At 73.6% G+C, this 15,749-nt stretch carries 15 protein-coding genes; 8 read left to right on the top strand and 7 right to left on the bottom strand.

What is annotated here, in order from left to right:
- Positions 1–3: 3 nt before the first annotated feature.
- Together FB558_RS21060 and FB558_RS21055 are read left to right on the top strand one after the other, a co-directional pair.
- Positions 4–1,725 (top strand): ABC transporter ATP-binding protein, encoded by a 1,722-nt coding sequence (locus tag FB558_RS21060; RefSeq protein ID WP_142056019.1) that lies wholly within the window; start codon positions 4–6, stop codon positions 1,723–1,725.
- 1 nt (position 1,726) lies between these two features.
- Complete coding sequence (locus FB558_RS21055; RefSeq protein WP_142056017.1) at positions 1,727–2,749, top strand: NAD-dependent epimerase/dehydratase family protein; 1,023 nt, start codon at positions 1,727–1,729, stop codon at positions 2,747–2,749.
- Positions 2,750–2,876: 127 nt separating this feature from the next.
- On the opposite strand, the gene FB558_RS21050 is transcribed toward FB558_RS21055, so the two are convergent.
- The 3 genes from FB558_RS21050 to FB558_RS45540 are packed head-to-tail and all read right to left on the bottom strand — an operon-like array spanning position 2,877 to position 4,323.
- Positions 2,877–3,356 (bottom strand): DinB family protein, encoded by a 480-nt coding sequence (locus FB558_RS21050; RefSeq protein ID WP_142056015.1) that lies wholly within the window; start codon positions 3,354–3,356, stop codon positions 2,877–2,879.
- Positions 3,356–3,982: an SAM-dependent methyltransferase gene (locus FB558_RS21045; RefSeq protein ID WP_142056013.1), complete on the bottom strand. Its 627-nt coding sequence runs from the start codon at positions 3,980–3,982 to the stop codon at positions 3,356–3,358. Before FB558_RS21045 ends, FB558_RS21050 begins: the two co-directional genes overlap by 1 nt.
- The gene (locus tag FB558_RS45540; RefSeq protein ID WP_211366717.1) at positions 3,979–4,323 is read right to left on the bottom strand and encodes an alpha/beta fold hydrolase; all 345 of its coding nucleotides are present in this window, start codon (positions 4,321–4,323) and stop codon (positions 3,979–3,981) included. The genes FB558_RS21045 and FB558_RS45540 overlap by 4 nt, the downstream gene beginning before the upstream one ends.
- Positions 4,324–4,402: 79 nt before the next feature.
- Between FB558_RS45540 and FB558_RS21035 the strand changes: the two genes are divergently transcribed.
- The 6 genes from FB558_RS21035 (at position 4,403) to FB558_RS21010 (ending at position 10,764) form a co-directional block, all read left to right on the top strand.
- Positions 4,403–4,981, top strand: coding sequence for a helix-turn-helix domain-containing protein (locus tag FB558_RS21035; RefSeq protein WP_142056011.1), 579 nt, complete (start codon positions 4,403–4,405; stop codon positions 4,979–4,981).
- A 164-nt stretch (positions 4,982–5,145) separates the two neighbouring features.
- Positions 5,146–6,153: an ABC transporter substrate-binding protein gene (locus FB558_RS21030; protein ID WP_246106641.1), complete on the top strand. Its 1,008-nt coding sequence runs from the start codon at positions 5,146–5,148 to the stop codon at positions 6,151–6,153.
- The gene (locus tag FB558_RS21025) at positions 6,153–7,673 is read left to right on the top strand and encodes a sugar ABC transporter ATP-binding protein (protein ID WP_246106640.1); all 1,521 of its coding nucleotides are present in this window, start codon (positions 6,153–6,155) and stop codon (positions 7,671–7,673) included. The genes FB558_RS21030 and FB558_RS21025 overlap by 1 nt, the downstream gene beginning before the upstream one ends.
- Positions 7,666–8,709 carry an ABC transporter permease gene (locus tag FB558_RS21020; RefSeq protein WP_425468044.1) on the top strand — a complete coding sequence of 348 codons (1,044 nt, stop codon included), beginning with the start codon at positions 7,666–7,668 and terminating at the stop codon, positions 8,707–8,709. The genes FB558_RS21025 and FB558_RS21020 overlap by 8 nt, the downstream gene beginning before the upstream one ends.
- Positions 8,706–9,695: a galactofuranose ABC transporter, permease protein YjfF gene (yjfF, locus tag FB558_RS21015; protein WP_142056009.1), complete on the top strand. Its 990-nt coding sequence runs from the start codon at positions 8,706–8,708 to the stop codon at positions 9,693–9,695. The genes FB558_RS21020 and yjfF overlap by 4 nt, the downstream gene beginning before the upstream one ends.
- 115 nt (positions 9,696–9,810) lie before the next feature.
- Entirely contained in the window at positions 9,811–10,764 is a 954-nt protein-coding gene (locus tag FB558_RS21010; RefSeq protein ID WP_142056007.1) for a hypothetical protein, read from the top strand.
- Here the strand turns inward: FB558_RS21010 and fahA are convergent.
- From fahA to FB558_RS20990, 4 genes are read right to left on the bottom strand one after another with little or no spacing between them, the layout of a single operon-like run.
- On the bottom strand, positions 10,749–11,930 hold the full coding sequence (gene fahA, locus FB558_RS21005) for a fumarylacetoacetase (protein ID WP_142056005.1): 1,182 nt from the start codon (positions 11,928–11,930) through the stop codon (positions 10,749–10,751). The genes FB558_RS21010 and fahA overlap by 16 nt on opposite strands.
- The gene (locus FB558_RS21000) at positions 11,927–13,123 is read right to left on the bottom strand and encodes a homogentisate 1,2-dioxygenase (RefSeq protein WP_142056003.1); all 1,197 of its coding nucleotides are present in this window, start codon (positions 13,121–13,123) and stop codon (positions 11,927–11,929) included. The genes fahA and FB558_RS21000 overlap by 4 nt, the downstream gene beginning before the upstream one ends.
- Positions 13,098–14,762 carry an FAD-dependent monooxygenase gene (locus tag FB558_RS20995; protein ID WP_142056001.1) on the bottom strand — a complete coding sequence of 555 codons (1,665 nt, stop codon included), beginning with the start codon at positions 14,760–14,762 and terminating at the stop codon, positions 13,098–13,100. Before FB558_RS20995 ends, FB558_RS21000 begins: the two co-directional genes overlap by 26 nt.
- 11 nt (positions 14,763–14,773) lie before the next feature.
- Positions 14,774–15,733 (bottom strand): MBL fold metallo-hydrolase, encoded by a 960-nt coding sequence (locus FB558_RS20990; RefSeq protein WP_142055999.1) that lies wholly within the window; start codon positions 15,731–15,733, stop codon positions 14,774–14,776.
- Between the last annotated feature and the right edge of the window lie 16 nt (positions 15,734–15,749).

The following is a 15,749-nucleotide window of genomic DNA, read 5'->3' as shown; positions in this document are numbered from 1 at the left end:
CCCGTGTCCACCACCATCGCCGTCCGCAACCTCTCGGTCCGCTACCGCGGTGCCGAGCGCCGGGCGCTCGACGAGGTCGACTTCGAGGCCGCCGAGGGTGAGATCCTCGGCGTCCTCGGACCGACCGGCGCGGGCAAGAGCACGCTGCTCAAGTGCCTGGCCGGCGTGATCCCGCACTTCGAGCACGACGCCCGCTACAAGGGTTCCCTCTCGGTGCTCGGCCGGGAGCTCGCCGAGTCGGACTCGCTGGCATCCGTCGCCGCGGACGTCGGCCTGGTCCTGCAGGACCCCGAGGTGCAGCTGGTCAACACGACCGTGCGGGAGGAACTGGCCTGGGGGATGGAGAACCGCGGGGTGCCGGTCCCCGTGATCCTGGACCGGGTGGACCGCGCGGCCGAGCTGTTCGGCCTGACCGACCTGCTCGACCGGTTCACGCACGCGCTCTCCGGTGGGGAGAAGCAGCGCACCGTCGTGGCGGCAACGTTCTGCCTCGACCCCCGCGTGATGCTCCTCGACGAACCGACCAGCGAGCTCGATCCCGCCGGCACCGACGACGTCATGCGCGCGATCCGGACCGTCGCCGCGCAGGGCGTGACGGTGGTGATCGTGGAGCACAAGGTCGAGGAGCTCGCCGAGTACGCCGACCGGCTCGTCCAGCTCGACCACGGCGCCGTCACCGCCGTCGGGACCCCCCGGGAGCTGCTGACCTCGCCCCGTGCCGTCCACCGGCCCCCGGTGCTCGCGCTCGCCCGCCGCCTGCGCGAGCTGCAGGCGTGGCCGAGCACGGAGCTTCCCCTCACGGTCGACGAAGCCGTTGCGCAGTGGACCGGCGGCGTGGGGCGGGTCGTCCCGCACGCCCCGGCCGCCCCCTCGGCCGTGCCCCGCCCCGACGTCCTGACGCTGCGCGACGTCCGGCACGTCTACCCCGGTGGTGTCGCCGCCCTGACCGGGGTCGAGCTGGCCATCGGGCGCGGCGAGTTCGTGGCGATCATCGGGAAGAACGGCTCGGGCAAGACGACCTTGGCCAAGCACCTGAACGGCATGCTGCACCCGACGAACCGGGACGGGACGGTGACCGTCGCACCTGCCGGGGCGCCCCCGTTCCGCACCGGGGAGCGGCGGCTGCACCAGATCGCGCGGCACGTCGGTTACGTCTTCCAGAACCCCGACCGGCAGATCTTCCACGACAGCTGCGCCGAGGAGCTCGAGTTCGGGCTCCGCAACCTCGGCGTGCCGGAGGCGGAGATCGGTCCACGGGTGGGCGAGACGCTGCGCGCCGTCGGCCTGGCCGGCCGGGAACGGACCAACCCCGCGCACATGAGCCGCGGCGAGCGCCAGCGTCTGGCGATCGCCGCCACCCTCGTCATGGAGCCGGAGGTCGCCGTCATCGACGAGCCCACGACCGGCCAGGACCCGGCCGAGGCCCGTCTCATCCTCGACGTACTCGCCGCCTACTGCCGGGCGGGACACACCGTCGTGATCATCTCCCACGACATGGCGCTCGTCGCGGGCTACGCGGACCGCATCATCGCGATGCGGCACGGGTCCGTGCTCGCCGACGGGCCACCGCGCGAGGTGTTCGCGATGGTCGACGTCCTCGACACCACCAACATCCGGCCGCCGCAGCTCACCGCGTTCGGCTCGCGCATCGGCGCCCCCGTCCTGCTCGACCACGACGAGGCGGTGGCCGCGCTGTCCGGGCTCGCCGCGAACGAGAGGTGCTGACATGCGCGTCCTGGTCACCGGAGCGTCCGGCTTCGTCATGAGCGTCTTCATCCGGGCCCTGCTCGAGACCGACGCACGGGCGCAGGTCGACGCCGCGGACCTCAGCACCCCCGACGCCCTGTGGTGGCGCCACCTCGACGACGTCCGCGACCGGGTGCGCACGCACCGCGTCGACGTGCGCGAGGCCGCCGCCGTGCGGGCACTCACGTCCTCGAGCGCGCCGGACGTGGTGGTCCACGGCGCGACCGTGACGCACGCGCCCGATCTGGAGCGCGCCGACCCGACGCGGTTCGTGGACGTCAACGTGATGGGAACGGCGCACGTCCTCGACGCTGCCCGGCAGGTGGACTCGGTCGGCCGCTGCATTCTGATCAGCAGCGGAGCGGTCTACGGCGCAGGAACCCCGGACGGACGCGACCCCCAGCCGGAGAGCACATCGACCCGGCCCGACGAGACCTACGGCATCACCAAGCTCGTCGGCGAGCTGATCGCCGCCCGCTTCACCGATCTCTACGGGCTGCCGGTGCCGATCCTTCGCTTCAGCAAGGTGTTCGGACCCATGGAGCGCCCCACCGGGGCGCGCACCGCGATGTCGGTGCCGTTCCACCTGGCGGGTGCCACCGTGGCCGGCCGGGCGGTCCGGATCACGACGCGTTCGTGCGACGCGAGCGGCGACTGGATCAGCGCATGCGATGTCGCCGCCGGACTCGTCGCGCTGTGCCGCACCGGCGCGCCCCCTTCGGGGCCGATCAGCCTGGCTGCCGGACGGCGGATCCCCGTTCCCGAGCTCCTCCGGGCCTTCGGAACGGAAGTGGTCTGGGCCGACAGCGGTGCACAGCTCGATCTCGATCCCGCGCTCCGCAACGGGAAGGACGGCAGCTACGCCGTCCACCGTGCCCGCAGCGAACTCGGCTGGGCGCCCCGGCCGCTGGAGGACCAGGTCTCCGAGTACCTGGCCTGGGCACGGCGATCGCCGGAGGTGTTCGCGGCATCCGAACGACCTGCGGGGGTTCCCCAGACGTGAGCCCGCGCGGCGGCGGGCTCACCCGGGCCGCGCCGCGCGTCTCGACCTAGCGGGCCATCTCCTGCCGGTGAGGTGAGCGCTCGAGACCCGTGGCGCGTACAGCCATCCGAGGGCGGCGTCCTGACCCTCACCGCCCGGTCGAGCCGTCGATCTGCTCGCGCAGGATGTCGGCGTGCCCGGCGTGCCGGCCGGTCTCCTCGATCATGTGCACCAGCACCCACCGCATGGAGGGCGACGGTCCGCGGCGCGGCGGGCGGGGGGCCGGGAGCGTGAGGTCCGCACACGACTCGATCACCTGGTTCGCCCGCTCGACCACGTCCCGGTAGGCGGCCAGCACGCCGTCGGCCGTCTCTGCCGCGGACGGCCGGAAGGTGGCGGCCCAGTCGTCGACCCGCTCACCGAGGAAGTAGAAGCGCTCGACGGCGGTCAGGTGCTTCACCAGTCCCAGGAGGCTGGTGCCCGAGGGCACCCCGCCGGTGCGGACCTGCGGCTCCGGCACGCCGGTGGCCTTGTCCGCCACCGCGCGGCGCAGGTGGTCGAGGAACCCCTGCAGGGTGGCCTTCTCGCCCGCCCCGGTGCGCGGGGGCCCGCTGTCCCTGCGCGGCATCAGCGGCCTCGCCGGACGAGCAGGACGTTGTCGGTGACGGTGGCGGTCTCCCCGGCCGGTCCGGTGGCGCGGCGACGCGGCGTGTCCGCGCGCACCACGGTCCACCCGGCGGGGTCGAGGGCGAGGTCGGCGGCGACCTCGTCCGGCGTCGGGAAGTGCGTGTCCGGGTCCTGGTTCCACGACCACGGCGCGATGGAGCCGTGGTCGACGACCAGGAGCAGGCCACCCGGCCGCAGCGCCTGCGCCGCGGCGCGCAGCACCCGGCCGCGGGGGAACGCGAACGGGGTGTGCAGGTACTGCGCGGAGACGAGGTCGAAGCTCCCGCCCGGGAAGCTCGTCGTCAGATCGTGCCGCTCGCCGGTCACGCGGGCCCCGACGCCCAGCTCGCGAGCGCGGGCCTGGACCCGGTCGACGGCGGTGCCCGAGATGTCCACCGCGGCGACCCGCCAGCCGCGCTGCGCGAGCCACAGGGTGTCGCCGCCCGCGCCGCAGCCCAGGTCCAGCGCGAGACCCGGGCGCAGCGGCTCGGCCGTCTCGACGAGCAGCGGGTTGGCGCGCCCGCCCCCGCCGGACCGGGAGGCGTAGAGGCGCTCCCAGAACACGGCGGCCTCGTCGTGGGCGGTCATCGGGCCGCCCCGTCCGCGAGGAACGCCAGCAGCTGCGCGGTGACGAACTCCGGGTTCTCCTCGGGCAGCCAGTGGCCCGCTCCCGGCACCTCGACCGCGCGGGTGATGTGCGGCATGCGCGGCTCGACCGTGGACCGGGTGAACGGGAGCAGCCCGAGCATCCGCACCCCGTCGACGTCGGCCGTCCCGTGGCGGAACCGCTCGGCGAACTCGGCGTCGTCGCGGGTCGCGGTGTCCACGGCCGACGGGCCGGGCTGCCGCGCCTCTCCCGTCGCGCACGCCGTCGTCAGCGCGAGAGCGACCGCCACCACCGCCACGCCCGATCGGACTGTTCTGATCATCGGGTCTCACCTCCGCCACCAGCATCGGGACCGACGTTGCACACTTGCAAGTAATGTTGCGGATCTGCACGATGGCGCCATGAGCGACACGGAGTACGACGTCCTCGCCGGGGTCGGGCCGCGCCTGCGGGCGCTGCGCCGGGCGCGCGGCACCACGTTGGCGGAGCTGGCTACCGAGACCGGACTCACGGCGAGCACGCTGTCGCGCCTCGAGACCGGCAGGCTCCGCCCCACGCTGGAGCAGCTGCTGCCGCTGGCCCGGGCGCACGGCGTCCCGCTCGACGAGCTGGTCGCGGCGCCGCCCACCGGCGACCCGCGCATCCACATGAAGCCCGTGCGCCGGTCCGGGTACACGGTGGTGCCGCTGACCCGGCGGGCCGGGGGCGTCCAGGCCTACAAGGTGATCTACCCGCCCGCCGGCCGGTCGGAGACGACGGACCTGCAGACCCACGAGGGCTACGAGTGGTTCTACGTCCTCGACGGGCACGTCCGGTTCGTGCTCGGTGAGCAGGAGTTCCACCTCGGCCCCGGCGAGGCCGCGGAGTTCGACACCCGCATCCCGCACCGGATCGGCAGCGCAGGCCGCCGGCCCGCGGAGCTGCTCACGCTGTTCGGGCCCCAGGGCGAGCGCGCCCACCTGTCGCCGTCGCACCACTGAGCACCACGGCCCGACGCCCCCGGGCGCACGTTATCGGCTCGTGACGCCCGGGGCCCTTGACGGCGACCCATGTTAGCGCTCACAGTTACGCGCCGGTGGGACGTGCATCACACCAGGGCCGGTGGTCCCGCCGCCCGATGACCGCCTGAGGAGGCGCCGTGCGCATGACGACGACGAGGTTGCCCGCGCTCCGGATGCTCGCTGCCGCGGCAGCGGCCGCGCTCGTGCTGGCCGGCTGCGGAGGCGGCGGCGGGGAAGGGGGCGGGGATGCAGCAGGCGCCCCTGCCGGCGGCGAGCCGCTCACCCTCGGGTTCTCCCAGGTCGGCGCGGAGAGCGGCTGGCGCACCGCGAACACGAAGTCGGTGCAGGACTCCGCGGCCGCCGCCGGCATCGAGCTGCAGTTCTCCGACGCCCAGCAGAAGCAGGAGAACCAGATCAAGGCGATCCGCTCGTTCATCCAGCAGCGGGTGGACGTGATCGCCTTCAGCCCGGTCGTCGAGTCCGGCTGGGACACCGTGCTCATGGAGGCCAAGCGCGCCAACATCCCGGTGATCCTCACCGACCGCTCGGTCGACTCGGCCGACACCTCGCTGTACGCCACCTTCCTCGGGTCCGACTTCATCGAGGAGGGCCGCAAGGCCGGGCAGTGGCTGCTGGAGCAGACCGCGGGCGCGACCGAACCGGTCAACATCGTCGAGCTGCAGGGCACCACCGGTTCGGCGCCGGCGATCGACCGGCAGGAGGGCTTCGCGGAGGTGATCGCGCAGAACCCGAACCTGACGGTCATCGCGTCCCAGACCGGCGACTTCACGCGCTCGGGCGGCCGGCAGGTGATGGAGGCGTTCCTGAAGTCGCACCCGGACATCGACGTCCTGTACGCCCACAACGACGACATGGGTCTCGGGGCGATCGAGGCGATCGAGGCGGCCGGCAAGGTGCCCGGGCAGGACATCCAGATCATCACCGTCGACGCGGTGAAGGACGGCATGCAGGCGCTCGCCGACGGCAAGATCAACTACATCGTGGAGTGCAACCCGCTGCTCGGCCCGCAGCTGATGGACCTCGTGCAGAAGGTCGCCGCAGGCGAGGAGGTGCCCGCACGCGTCGTCACGGAGGAGACGACGTTCGACACCGAGGCCGCCAAGGCCGCGCTGCCGAGCCGCCAGTACTGATGGAGCAGGCCCCCCTGGTGGAGATGACCGGCATCTCCGTGGCGTTCGGGCCGGTCCAGGCCCTCGAGTCGGTGGACCTGCGGCTGTACCCGGGCGAGGTGCACGCCCTGATGGGTGAGAACGGGGCCGGGAAGTCGACGCTGATCAAGGCGCTCACCGGGGTGCACCCGGTGGACGCGGGCGAGATCCGGGTGCTCGGCGAGCCGGTGGCGTTCACCGGACCGGCCGCGGCCCAGGCCGCCGGGATCAGCACGGTCTACCAGGAGGTGAACCTCTGCCCGAACCTCTCGGTGGCGGAGAACCTGCTGCTCGGGCGCGAGCCGCGCCGCGCCGGTCGCATCGACTGGCGCGGCGTGCGCCGCCGCGCCGCCGAGGTGCTGGCCGGCCTGCACCTGGACCTCGACCCGGCCTCGCAGCTCGGCGCCCACCCGATCGCGCTCCAGCAGCTCGTCGCGATCGCCCGGGCCGTCGAGGTGGACGCCCGGGTGCTGGTGCTCGACGAGCCCACCTCCAGCCTGGACGCGGGCGAGGTCGCCGAGCTCTTCCGGGTGGTCCGCCGGCTGCGCGGGAAGGGGGTCGCGATCCTGTTCGTGTCGCACTTCATCGAGCAGGTCTACGAGATCTCCGACCGCATGACCGTGCTGCGCAACGGGCGCCGGGTCGGTGAGCACCGCACCTCCGAGATCTCGCGGGTGCAGCTCGTGTCCGCGATGGTGGGCCGCGAGCTCGAGGTGCTGGAGCGGCTCGACCGCGCGCCCGCCGAGCCCGCCGCCGACGCGGCGCCGCCCGTCGTCGCGGCGGCCGGGCTCGGGCGTCGCGGTGCGGTCGCGCCGGTGGACCTCGCGGTCCGGGCGGGCGAGGTCGTCGGGCTGGCGGGGCTCCTCGGGTCCGGGCGCACCGAGCTCGCGCGGCTGCTGTTCGGCGCCGACCGCGCCGACACCGGCGAGGTCACGGTCGGCGGGCGCCCGGTGCGCCTGCGGACCCCGCGCGCGGCGATCGACGCCGGCATCGCGTTCAGCTCCGAGGACCGCAAGGCCGAAGGCGTGGTCGCGGACCTGTCGGTGCGGGACAACATCGTGCTCGCGATGCAGGCCTCCCGCGGCTGGACCCGCCGGATCCCGCGGCGCCGCCAGGACGAGCTCACCCGGCGCTGGATCGAGCTGCTCGACATCCGCCCGGCCGACCCGGACGCGCTGCTGCGCAACCTGTCGGGCGGCAACCAGCAGAAGGTGCTGCTGGCCCGGTGGCTGATCACGCAGCCGCGGCTGCTCATCCTCGACGAGCCGACGCGCGGCATCGACGTCGGCGCGAAGGCCCAGATCCAGGAGCTCGTCGCCGAGCAGGCCCGCCAGGGCACCGCGGTCGTGTTCATCTCCGCGGAGCTCGACGAGGTCGTGCGGTTGTCCGACCGCGTGCTCGTCCTGCGCGACCGCAGGCCGGTGGCCGAGCTCGCGGGCGAGGACGTGGAGCTGGACCGGGTCATGGAGCTGATCGCCACCGGAGGGGACGCCCGTGCGTGAGCTGCTGCGCAAGCCGGTCTGGCCGCTCGTCGCCCTGCTGCTGCTCAACCTGGCGGTGACGCCGAGCTTCTTCGCGGTGCGGCTGCAGGACGGCAGGCTCTACGGGAGCCTCGTGGACATCCTGCACAACGGCGCCCCGCTGGCGCTGGTCGCGCTCGGCATGACGCTGGTGATCGCCACGCGCGGGATCGACCTGTCCGTCGGCGCGGTCGTCGCGATCTCCGGCGCGGTGGCGTGCACGTGGATCGCGAGCAGTCCCGACCCGGCGAGCCCCGGCGCCGCGCTCGCCGGCATCGGGCTCGCCCTCGCGCTCGCGGTGGCGCTCGGCGCGTGGAACGGCTTCCTCGTCGCCCGCCTCGGCATCCAGCCGATCATCGCCACGCTCGTGCTGATGACGGCCGGGCGCGGCCTCGCCCAGCTCGTCACCGACGGGCAGATCATCACCGTGAACAACGGGTTCTTCTCCGGCCTGTCCGGCAGCGCCCTGCTCGCCGTCCCGCTGACGGTGGTGGTGGCCGCGGCGGTGTACGCGCTGGTGTCGCTCGTGACCCGGCGCACCGCCCTGGGCACGCTCGTCGAGGCCGTGGGCATCAACCCGGAGGCCAGCCGGCTCGCCGGCGTGCGGTCGCGCAGCATCGTGTGGACCGTCTACGTCTTCGCCGCGCTGTGCGCCGCCGTGGCGGGCCTGATGATCAGCTCGAACGTCAACGCCGCCGACGCCAACAACGCCGGCCTGTGGCTGGAGCTCGACGCGATCCTCGCCGTCGTCATCGGTGGTACCTCGCTCGCCGGCGGGCGCTACTCGATCGCCGGCACCCTGCTCGGCGCGCTCACGATCCAGACGCTGACCACCACGATCTACTCCGTGGGCATCCCCCCGGAGGTGTCGCTCGTGTTCAAGGCGCTGGTCGTCATCCTGGTGTTCCTCGCCCAGGCGCCGAAGGTACGGGCACTGCTGCGGCGACGCCGCCGCGCGGACGCCACTCCCCCCGCGGCGCCCGCCGTGCCGGTCGAGACGGCGGGGACCAAGCGATGACCGCCCTCGCCGGGCGCCTCCGCCCCCGCCGCGTGCCCACCCGGTTCCTGCCGGTCGTCGTGACGTTCGCGCTGTTCGTGCTGATGTTCTCCGGCGGAGCGCTGCGCTACGAGTCGTTCGGGTCCGGGCAGGTGCTGCTCAACCTGCTGATCGACAACGCCTTCCTCGTGGTGCTCGCGGTCGGGATGACGTTCGTGATCCTCACCGGGGGCATCGACCTGTCGGTCGGGTCGGTCGTCGCGCTCTCGACGATGGTGGCCGCGGCGCTGCTGCGCGCAGGCTGGCCGCCGCTGGTCGTGATGGTGCTGGTCCTCGCGGGCGGTGCGCTCTTCGGCCTCGCCATGGGCGCGGTGATCCACTACCTCGACCTCCAGCCGTTCATCGTCACGCTCGCCGGGATGTTCCTCGCGCGGGGCCTCTGCTACGTGATCGACCTGGAGTCCGTCCCGATCGACGACCCGCTGTTCCGCACGGTCGCGCAGACCGCGGTACCGCTGGGCGAGGACCTGTTCCTCAGCCCGAGCGCGCTCGTCGCCCTCGCCGTCGTGGCCGTCGCGGTCTACGTGCTGCACCTGACCCGGTTCGGCCGCACGGTGTACGCCGTCGGCGGCAACCCGCAGTCCGCGCTGCTGATGGGGCTGCGGGTGGCGCAGGCCAGGGTGGGCGTGTACGTGATCAGCGGGGCCTGCTCCGCCCTGGGCGGCCTGCTGTTCACCTTCTACATGCTGTCCGGCTACAGCCTGCACGCCGTCGGGGTGGAGCTGGACGCGATCGCCGCCGTCGTCATCGGCGGGACGCTGCTCACCGGCGGCTCCGGTTTCGTCCTCGGCTCCGTGCTCGGCGTGCTCGTGCTCGGCACGATCCAGACGATCCTGTCGTTCGAGGGCACGCTCAGCTCCTGGTGGTCCCGGATCGTGATCGGCCTGCTCCTGCTGGTGTTCGTGGTGCTGCAGCGGGTGCTGGCCCGCCGCACGCACACCGGCTGAACGCCGGTCCCGCGGGGGTCTCTCAGCACAGGTTCAGCCTCCATCACGCAGGATCACACCCGGGGCCGCCGCCGGCGCCCCAGCGAACCGCGTTCCCGAGGAGGCACGACCCCGCATGTCGTCACGCCGCACGTCGTCACGTCGCAGGGCTTCCCGCGCCACCGCCCTCCTGGCCGTGCTCGCGGCGACCACCCTCGTCGCCGCGTGCGGCACGCAGGCGTCCGGGTCGGGCGACGGCTGCGCCTGGTACGAGTCGGGGCCGCTGTTCGACCAGTCCGAGAGGTGCGCCGACGGCACGCAGGGCGCTCCCGCGGACGGCCAGGGCGGTGGGGACGGCGGGGAGAGCACGTTCGACTCCGAGGTCGGGCGCATCGCCATGTCGGCGGACGGCAACCAGCACGACGAGGACGACTGGGCGTCCGCGCCCATGGCGCTGGCGATCCTCGCGCACCGCAACCTGCAGGCGAACCTCGTGCACTACGACTACAACGACCACATCTGGGACTCGTCCGAGGAACACCTCGAGAACATGACCGAGAGCGTCCAGGAGGGCGGGGAGCGCTTCGGCTTCGACATGTCCCGGTTCTTCGACGACACCGACCCCGAGCAGCTGGCGGCGGGCACCCGGAACCTCGTGGCCGAGATCAACGCCTCCACCGAGGAGGACCAGCTCTCGATCGTCCTCGCCGGCCCCATCGAGACGGTCTGGATGGCGCTCGACGCCGCGGACCCGGAGGCCAGGGAGCACGTCGAGTGCATCACCCACGGCGAGGACAGCTTCAACCAGACCCACGCCGCGGAGGAGCACGGCGGCCACGACTACGAGGACCTGATCGACCTGGGCTGCGAGCGCGTCGAGATCCCCGACCAGAACTCCGGGCTCGGCCCCATCGAGATGGACTTCTGGGACTTCCTCACCGAGAGCGGCGACGAGAACTGGGAGTGGCTGCACTCCCGGCTCGAGCTCGTCGGGAACGGCGACGTCTCGGACGCCGGCATGGTCTTCTACGTGATCACCGGCGAGGAGGACGCCCGCCGCGAGGAGCTGAAAACCTACTTCGGGGCGTAGGCCGGCCGAATGGTGCCGGTGACCTCGCCGAACCCGATCCGGGTGCCGTCCGGTCCGGGCGCGGTCGCGGAGATCGTGACCTCGTCGCCGTCCTGCAGGAACGCGCGCTCCTCCCCCTTGACGGTGACCGGCTCGCGCCCGCCCCAGGTGAGCTCGATGAAGGCGCCGCGCTGGTGGCGCTCCGGTCCGGAGACGGTCCCGGAGGCGAACAGGTCCCCGGTGCGGGCCGACGCCCCGTTGACCGTCAGGTGGGCCAGCATCTGGGCGGGCGACCAGTACATGTGCCGGTAGGGCGGGCGGGAGACCTCCTCGCCGTTCCACTCGACCACCATCTCGACGTCGAGACCCCAGTCCTCGCGCCCGCGCAGGTAGGGCAGCGGCCGCGGGTCCTGCCCGGGCAGCGGGATGCGCGCGGCCTGCAGCGCGGCCAGCGGCACCACCCACGGGGAGACCGAGGTGGCGAAGCTCTTACCCAGGTGCGGGCCGAGCGGCACGTACTCCCATGCCTGGAGGTCACGTGCCGACCAGTCGTTGACCAGCACGGCGCCGAACACGTGGTCGGCGAAGGAGTCCACGCCGATCCGGGCCCCGAGCGGCGAGCCGACCCCGACGACGAAGCCCAGCTCGGCCTCGATGTCCAGCCTGCGGCTCGGGCCGTAGGTCGGGTCGGCCTCGTCGGGGGCCTTGCGTTGCCCGCACGGGCGCACCACGTCGGTGCCGGAGACGACGACGGTGCCGGCGCGCCCGTGGTAGCCCACCGGCAGGTGCTTCCAGTTGGGCATCAGCGGCTCGGAGTCGGGCCGGAACAGCCGCCCGAGGTTGGCGGCGTGGTGCTCGGACGCGTAGAAGTCGACGTAGTCGGCCACCTCGAACGGCAGGTGCAGGCGCACGTCCCGCACCGGGTGCTGCGCCTCGTCCGGCACGTCGCCGCGGACGGCGGCGGCGACCCGCTCCCGGACCCGGCGCCATCGGTCCGGCCCCTGCGCCATGAACGGGTTCAGCGACGGCGCCGCGAACACCGCATCGCCCAGCAGCACCGACAGGTCGACCACGGTGTCGCCGACGCGCACCCCCACCCGGGGCGCACCACCGGGCGTGGAGAAGACGCCGTAGGGCAGGTTCGCCGGGCCGAACGGCGACCCCTCGCCGACGGCGACCGTGCTCACGCCGGTCCCCGCCCGGACCAGGTCCAGGCGTAGCCCGGGTCCTCGCTCGCCAGGCCGCCCTCGCCCAGCTCCAGCGGGCGGAAGGTGTCGACCATGACGGCGAGCTCGTCGAAGTACTCGGCACCGATCGACCGCTCCGCCGCACCGGGCTGGGGGCCGTGGCTGTGCCCGCCCGGGTGCAGGCTGATCGAGCCCTGCCCGATGCCCGAGCCCTTGCGGGCCTCGTAGTCGCCGCCGCAGTAGAACATGACCTCGTCGGAGTCGACGTTGGAGTGGTAGTAGGGCACCGGGATCGCCAGCGGGTGGTAGTCGACCTTGCGCGGCACGAAGTTGCAGATCACGAAGTTGCCGCCCTCGAACACCTGGTGCGCGGGCGGCGGCTGGTGCACCCGCCCGGTGATCGGCTCGAAGTCGGAGACGTTGAACGTGTACGGGTAGAGGCAGCCGTCCCAGCCGACCACGTCGAACGGGTGCGTGGGCACGACGTGGCGGGTGCCGACCACCCCCCGCGACCCGCGGTGCTTGACCAGGACCTCCACGTCCGTCCCCTCGACGAGCAGGGGTTCGGCGGGGCCGTGCAGGTCGCGCTCGCAGTAGGGCGCGTGCTCCAGCAGCTGCCCGAACCGCGACAGGTAGCGCTTGGGCGGCGCGATGTGCGAGTTCGCCTCGATCACGTACGCGCGCAGCGGCTCGGGGCCCTGCGGCACCCAGCGGTGGGTCGTGGCGCGCGGCAGGAGCACGTAGTCGCCCTGCCGCGCCTGCAGCACGCCGAAGACCGTCTCGACCGTGGCCGCGCCCGACTCGACGTACACGCACTCGTCGCCGATCGCGTTGCGGTAGAGCGGGGACGCCTCGCCCGCGACGACGTAGGAGATCCGCACGTCGGCGTTGCCCAGGACGAGCCGACGGCCGGTGACGACGTCGAGTGCCTTGGGCTCCTCGCCGGGGAACAGCTCGTGCAGCTTCAGGTGCCGCGGGAGCAGCGGCCGGTTCTCGGTGAGCGTCTGGTCGGGCAGCTCCCACGGCGACGCGTCGACGAGCGCCGACGGGACACCGCGGTGGTAGAGCAGCGACGAGTCGGCCGAGAACCCCTCCTCACCCATCAGCTCCTCGCGGTAGAGCCCGCCCTCGGGCGTGCGGTGCTGGGTGTGGCGCTTGGGCGGGACGTCACCGGCTCGCCGGTAGTACGCCATGGCGGTCCTCCTCGGCTCGGGTGGTGGTGGAACGAGCGGCGGCGCGGGCGAGTGCCGCGCGGACGTCGTCGCCGGTCGGGTCGGCGAGGACGGCGGCGACGTGGGCGTCCGGGCGGAGCACCCACACCTCGGCCGGCCGGGCGTCCAGGGCGGCGGCGAGCGCCCCGGACGCGTCGATCGCGCCCAGGGCGAGGACGCGGACCGGGCCGGGCGCGGCGGTAGCGGCCGCGCGGGCGGCGTCGAGGTCGGCCTCCGGCGTGGCCAGCAGCAGGAACCCGTCGCGGGCCAGCTCGCGGAACCGGCTCGCGCGCGGCGGGCAGCCGGCCCCGCGCACGGGGGCGTCGGGAACCAGCACGCCGGGGCCCGCGGGCGGGGCCTGCCCGCGCGGCGGCCGACCGCCGAACGGGCGGCGCGCGTCGGCGGTGGTCAGCGGCGAGTCGACGTACCAGAACGGCTCGGCGAGCCGTCCGGAGTCGACGAGCGCGCGTGCGGCCGGGTCGGCGGCGGCGCGGGCGAGCACGTCGGCGCGGTACCGGGCCCGTTCCCCGTCAGGGGGTACGAGGAAGTCCATGGTCGCGGTCGTGACCGCGATGTTCTCGCGGGCCGCCGCGTGCCGCTCGTCGTGGTAGGTGTCGAGCAGCGCGTCGGGCGCCCAGCCGCGCCCGGCGTAGGCGATCTTCCAGGCGGCGTTCTCGGCGTCGCCGACCCCGGAGTTCAGCCCCCGCGCCCCGAACGGGGAGACGAGGTGCGCGGCGTCCCCGGCGATCAGCACCCGGCCGCGGCGCATCCGGTCGGCCAGCCGGGAGTGGAAGCGGTAGACCGACTTCCAGACGATCTCGTACCCGCGCTCGCCGATGACCTGCCGGATCCGCGCGTCCAGGGCTCCCGAGGCCGCCTCGTCGTCGAGGTCGTAGTCCGGTGGGACCTGCCAGTCGATGCGGAACGTGGAGTCCGGGCAGGGGTGGATGAGGACCTGGCGGCCACGGTTCCAGTCCGGGTCGAAGTAGAACCGCCGCTCGGTGGCCCAGCCCGGCATGTCGGTGCGGATGTCGCAGATGAGGAACCGGTCGTCGAAGGAGTGCCCCTCGAAGCGCACGCCGAGCTGGTGGCGCAGCTCGTCGCTGCGCGCGCCGCTGCAGAGCACCAGGTAGGACCCGCGCACCCGCGGCCCGTCGGCGCAGGTGACCGTCACGCCCGTCCCGTCCTGGTCCAGCGCGGTGACCCGGTGGCCCCACCGCAGGTCGACCAGCGGCTCGGCCGCGATCCGCTCGTCGAGGAGGAGTTCCGTGCGGGTCTGGGAGATGTTGACGAACGGCGGGAACGCCGGACGGCCGGGCTCGGCGAGCTCGACGGCGAACAGCTCGGTGCCCCGGTGGAACGTGCGGGCGGTCCTCCAGGTGACGCCCTCGTCGGCGATCCGCCGGCCCACCCCGACGGCCTCCCAGACGTCGAGCACGTCGCGCTGCTGGCAGATCGCCTTGGAGCCGACGTCGTCGCGGCGCGGGCGCTGGTCGAGCACGATCGAGGGCACGCCCCAGCGGGCGAGCAGCAGGGCCGTCGTCTGACCGACCGGCCCGGCGCCGAGCACGAGCACGGGCTCGACGGGCCACGCCGCCGGTGGCGCGGGAGCGCTGGACATGACCTGCCCCCTCAGCCCTGCAGCTGGGCCCAGACCTCGCGGTCGCGCTCGGCCGTCCAGATGACGGGGCGCTCGACGCCCGACAGCTCGTCCCACAGGCGCGAGACGTCGAACGGCAGGCAGTGCTCGAAGATCGGCCAGTGGCCGTAGTCGTCGACGAGGGCGGCGTGGGTGGCCTCGAAGGCCTCCTTGAGGGTGCCGCCGCGCTGCTGCACGGCGCCGACCTCGCGCATCATCACCTGCAGGAAGCCGCGGGTCTGCTCGACGGCGGCGTCCACCTCCGCGCGGCCGCGGCTGACCGCCCCCCGGCCGCCGACGAGCTGTTCCGCGCCGAGGGCCTTGACCCGGTCCAGGGTGGTCGTGGCCCAGTCCCGGTGGAACGCGTCGCCGGTGTAGAGCGCGGCCTGCGCCTCCACGAGGTCACCGGCGAAGAGGATCCGGTGCCGGGGCAGCCACGCGGTGATGTCGCCCTCGGTGTGGCCGCGGCCGTGGTACTGCAGCACCAGGTCGCCGCGGTCGCCGCCGAGGTCGATCGTGAGCCGGTCGGCGAACGTGAGCGTCGGCCAGGTCAGCCCGGGCACCGAGTCGGCGGCCTCGGCCAGCCGCGGCATCCGCGCGAACTCCGACTCCCAGTCCTGCCGGCCCCGCTCGGCCACGAGCGCGCGGGTGAGCTCGTGGGAGACGATCGTCTCCGCGTCGAACGCGCTCGCGCCGAGCACGCGCACGGCGTGGTAATGCGACAGCACGAGGAAGCGGACGGGCTTGTCGGTGTGCTCGCGCAGCACCGCAAGCCACTTCCGCGCGGCGACGGGCGTGGCGAGCGCCTCGAAGCAGACGAGGAAGTCCTCGCCCTCCACCGCGCCGATGTTCGGGTCGCCCTCGGCGGTCAGCGCGTAGACGCCGTCGGCGAGCACCTCGAGGGTCTGCTCCTTGGCGGCGGTGTCGGCCGAGGAGGCGAACGGCTTGGCCATGTGTCGTGCCCTCTCC

The sequence above is a fragment of the Pseudonocardia kunmingensis genome (assembly GCF_006716445.1).
Lineage (GTDB): Bacteria > Actinomycetota > Actinomycetes > Mycobacteriales > Pseudonocardiaceae > Pseudonocardia > Pseudonocardia kunmingensis.
This window is presented reverse-complemented; position numbering and strand designations above follow the sequence as displayed.

Bases quoted from the DNA above. Each gene is read 5' to 3' on its own strand.
- FB558_RS21035 (WP_142056011.1), top strand. From the start codon at position 4,403: ATGAGCGACACGGAGTACGACGTCCTCGCCGGGGTCGGGCCGCGCCTG.
- FB558_RS21025 (WP_246106640.1), top strand. From the start codon at position 6,153: ATGGAGCAGGCCCCCCTGGTGGAGATGACCGGCATCTCCGTGGCGTTC.
- FB558_RS45540 (WP_211366717.1), bottom strand. From the start codon at position 4,323: ATGATCAGAACAGTCCGATCGGGCGTGGCGGTGGTGGCGGTCGCTCTC.
- FB558_RS21045 (WP_142056013.1), bottom strand. From the start codon at position 3,982: ATGACCGCCCACGACGAGGCCGCCGTGTTCTGGGAGCGCCTCTACGCC.
- FB558_RS21050 (WP_142056015.1), bottom strand. From the start codon at position 3,356: ATGCCGCGCAGGGACAGCGGGCCCCCGCGCACCGGGGCGGGCGAGAAG.
- FB558_RS20990 (WP_142055999.1), bottom strand. From the start codon at position 15,733: ATGGCCAAGCCGTTCGCCTCCTCGGCCGACACCGCCGCCAAGGAGCAG.
- FB558_RS21010 (WP_142056007.1), top strand. From the start codon at position 9,811: ATGTCGTCACGCCGCACGTCGTCACGTCGCAGGGCTTCCCGCGCCACC.
- FB558_RS21030 (WP_246106641.1), top strand. From the start codon at position 5,146: ATGACGACGACGAGGTTGCCCGCGCTCCGGATGCTCGCTGCCGCGGCA.
- yjfF (WP_142056009.1), top strand. From the start codon at position 8,706: ATGACCGCCCTCGCCGGGCGCCTCCGCCCCCGCCGCGTGCCCACCCGG.
- FB558_RS21055 (WP_142056017.1), top strand. From the start codon at position 1,727: ATGCGCGTCCTGGTCACCGGAGCGTCCGGCTTCGTCATGAGCGTCTTC.
- FB558_RS21000 (WP_142056003.1), bottom strand. From the start codon at position 13,123: ATGGCGTACTACCGGCGAGCCGGTGACGTCCCGCCCAAGCGCCACACC.
- FB558_RS20995 (WP_142056001.1), bottom strand. From the start codon at position 14,762: ATGTCCAGCGCTCCCGCGCCACCGGCGGCGTGGCCCGTCGAGCCCGTG.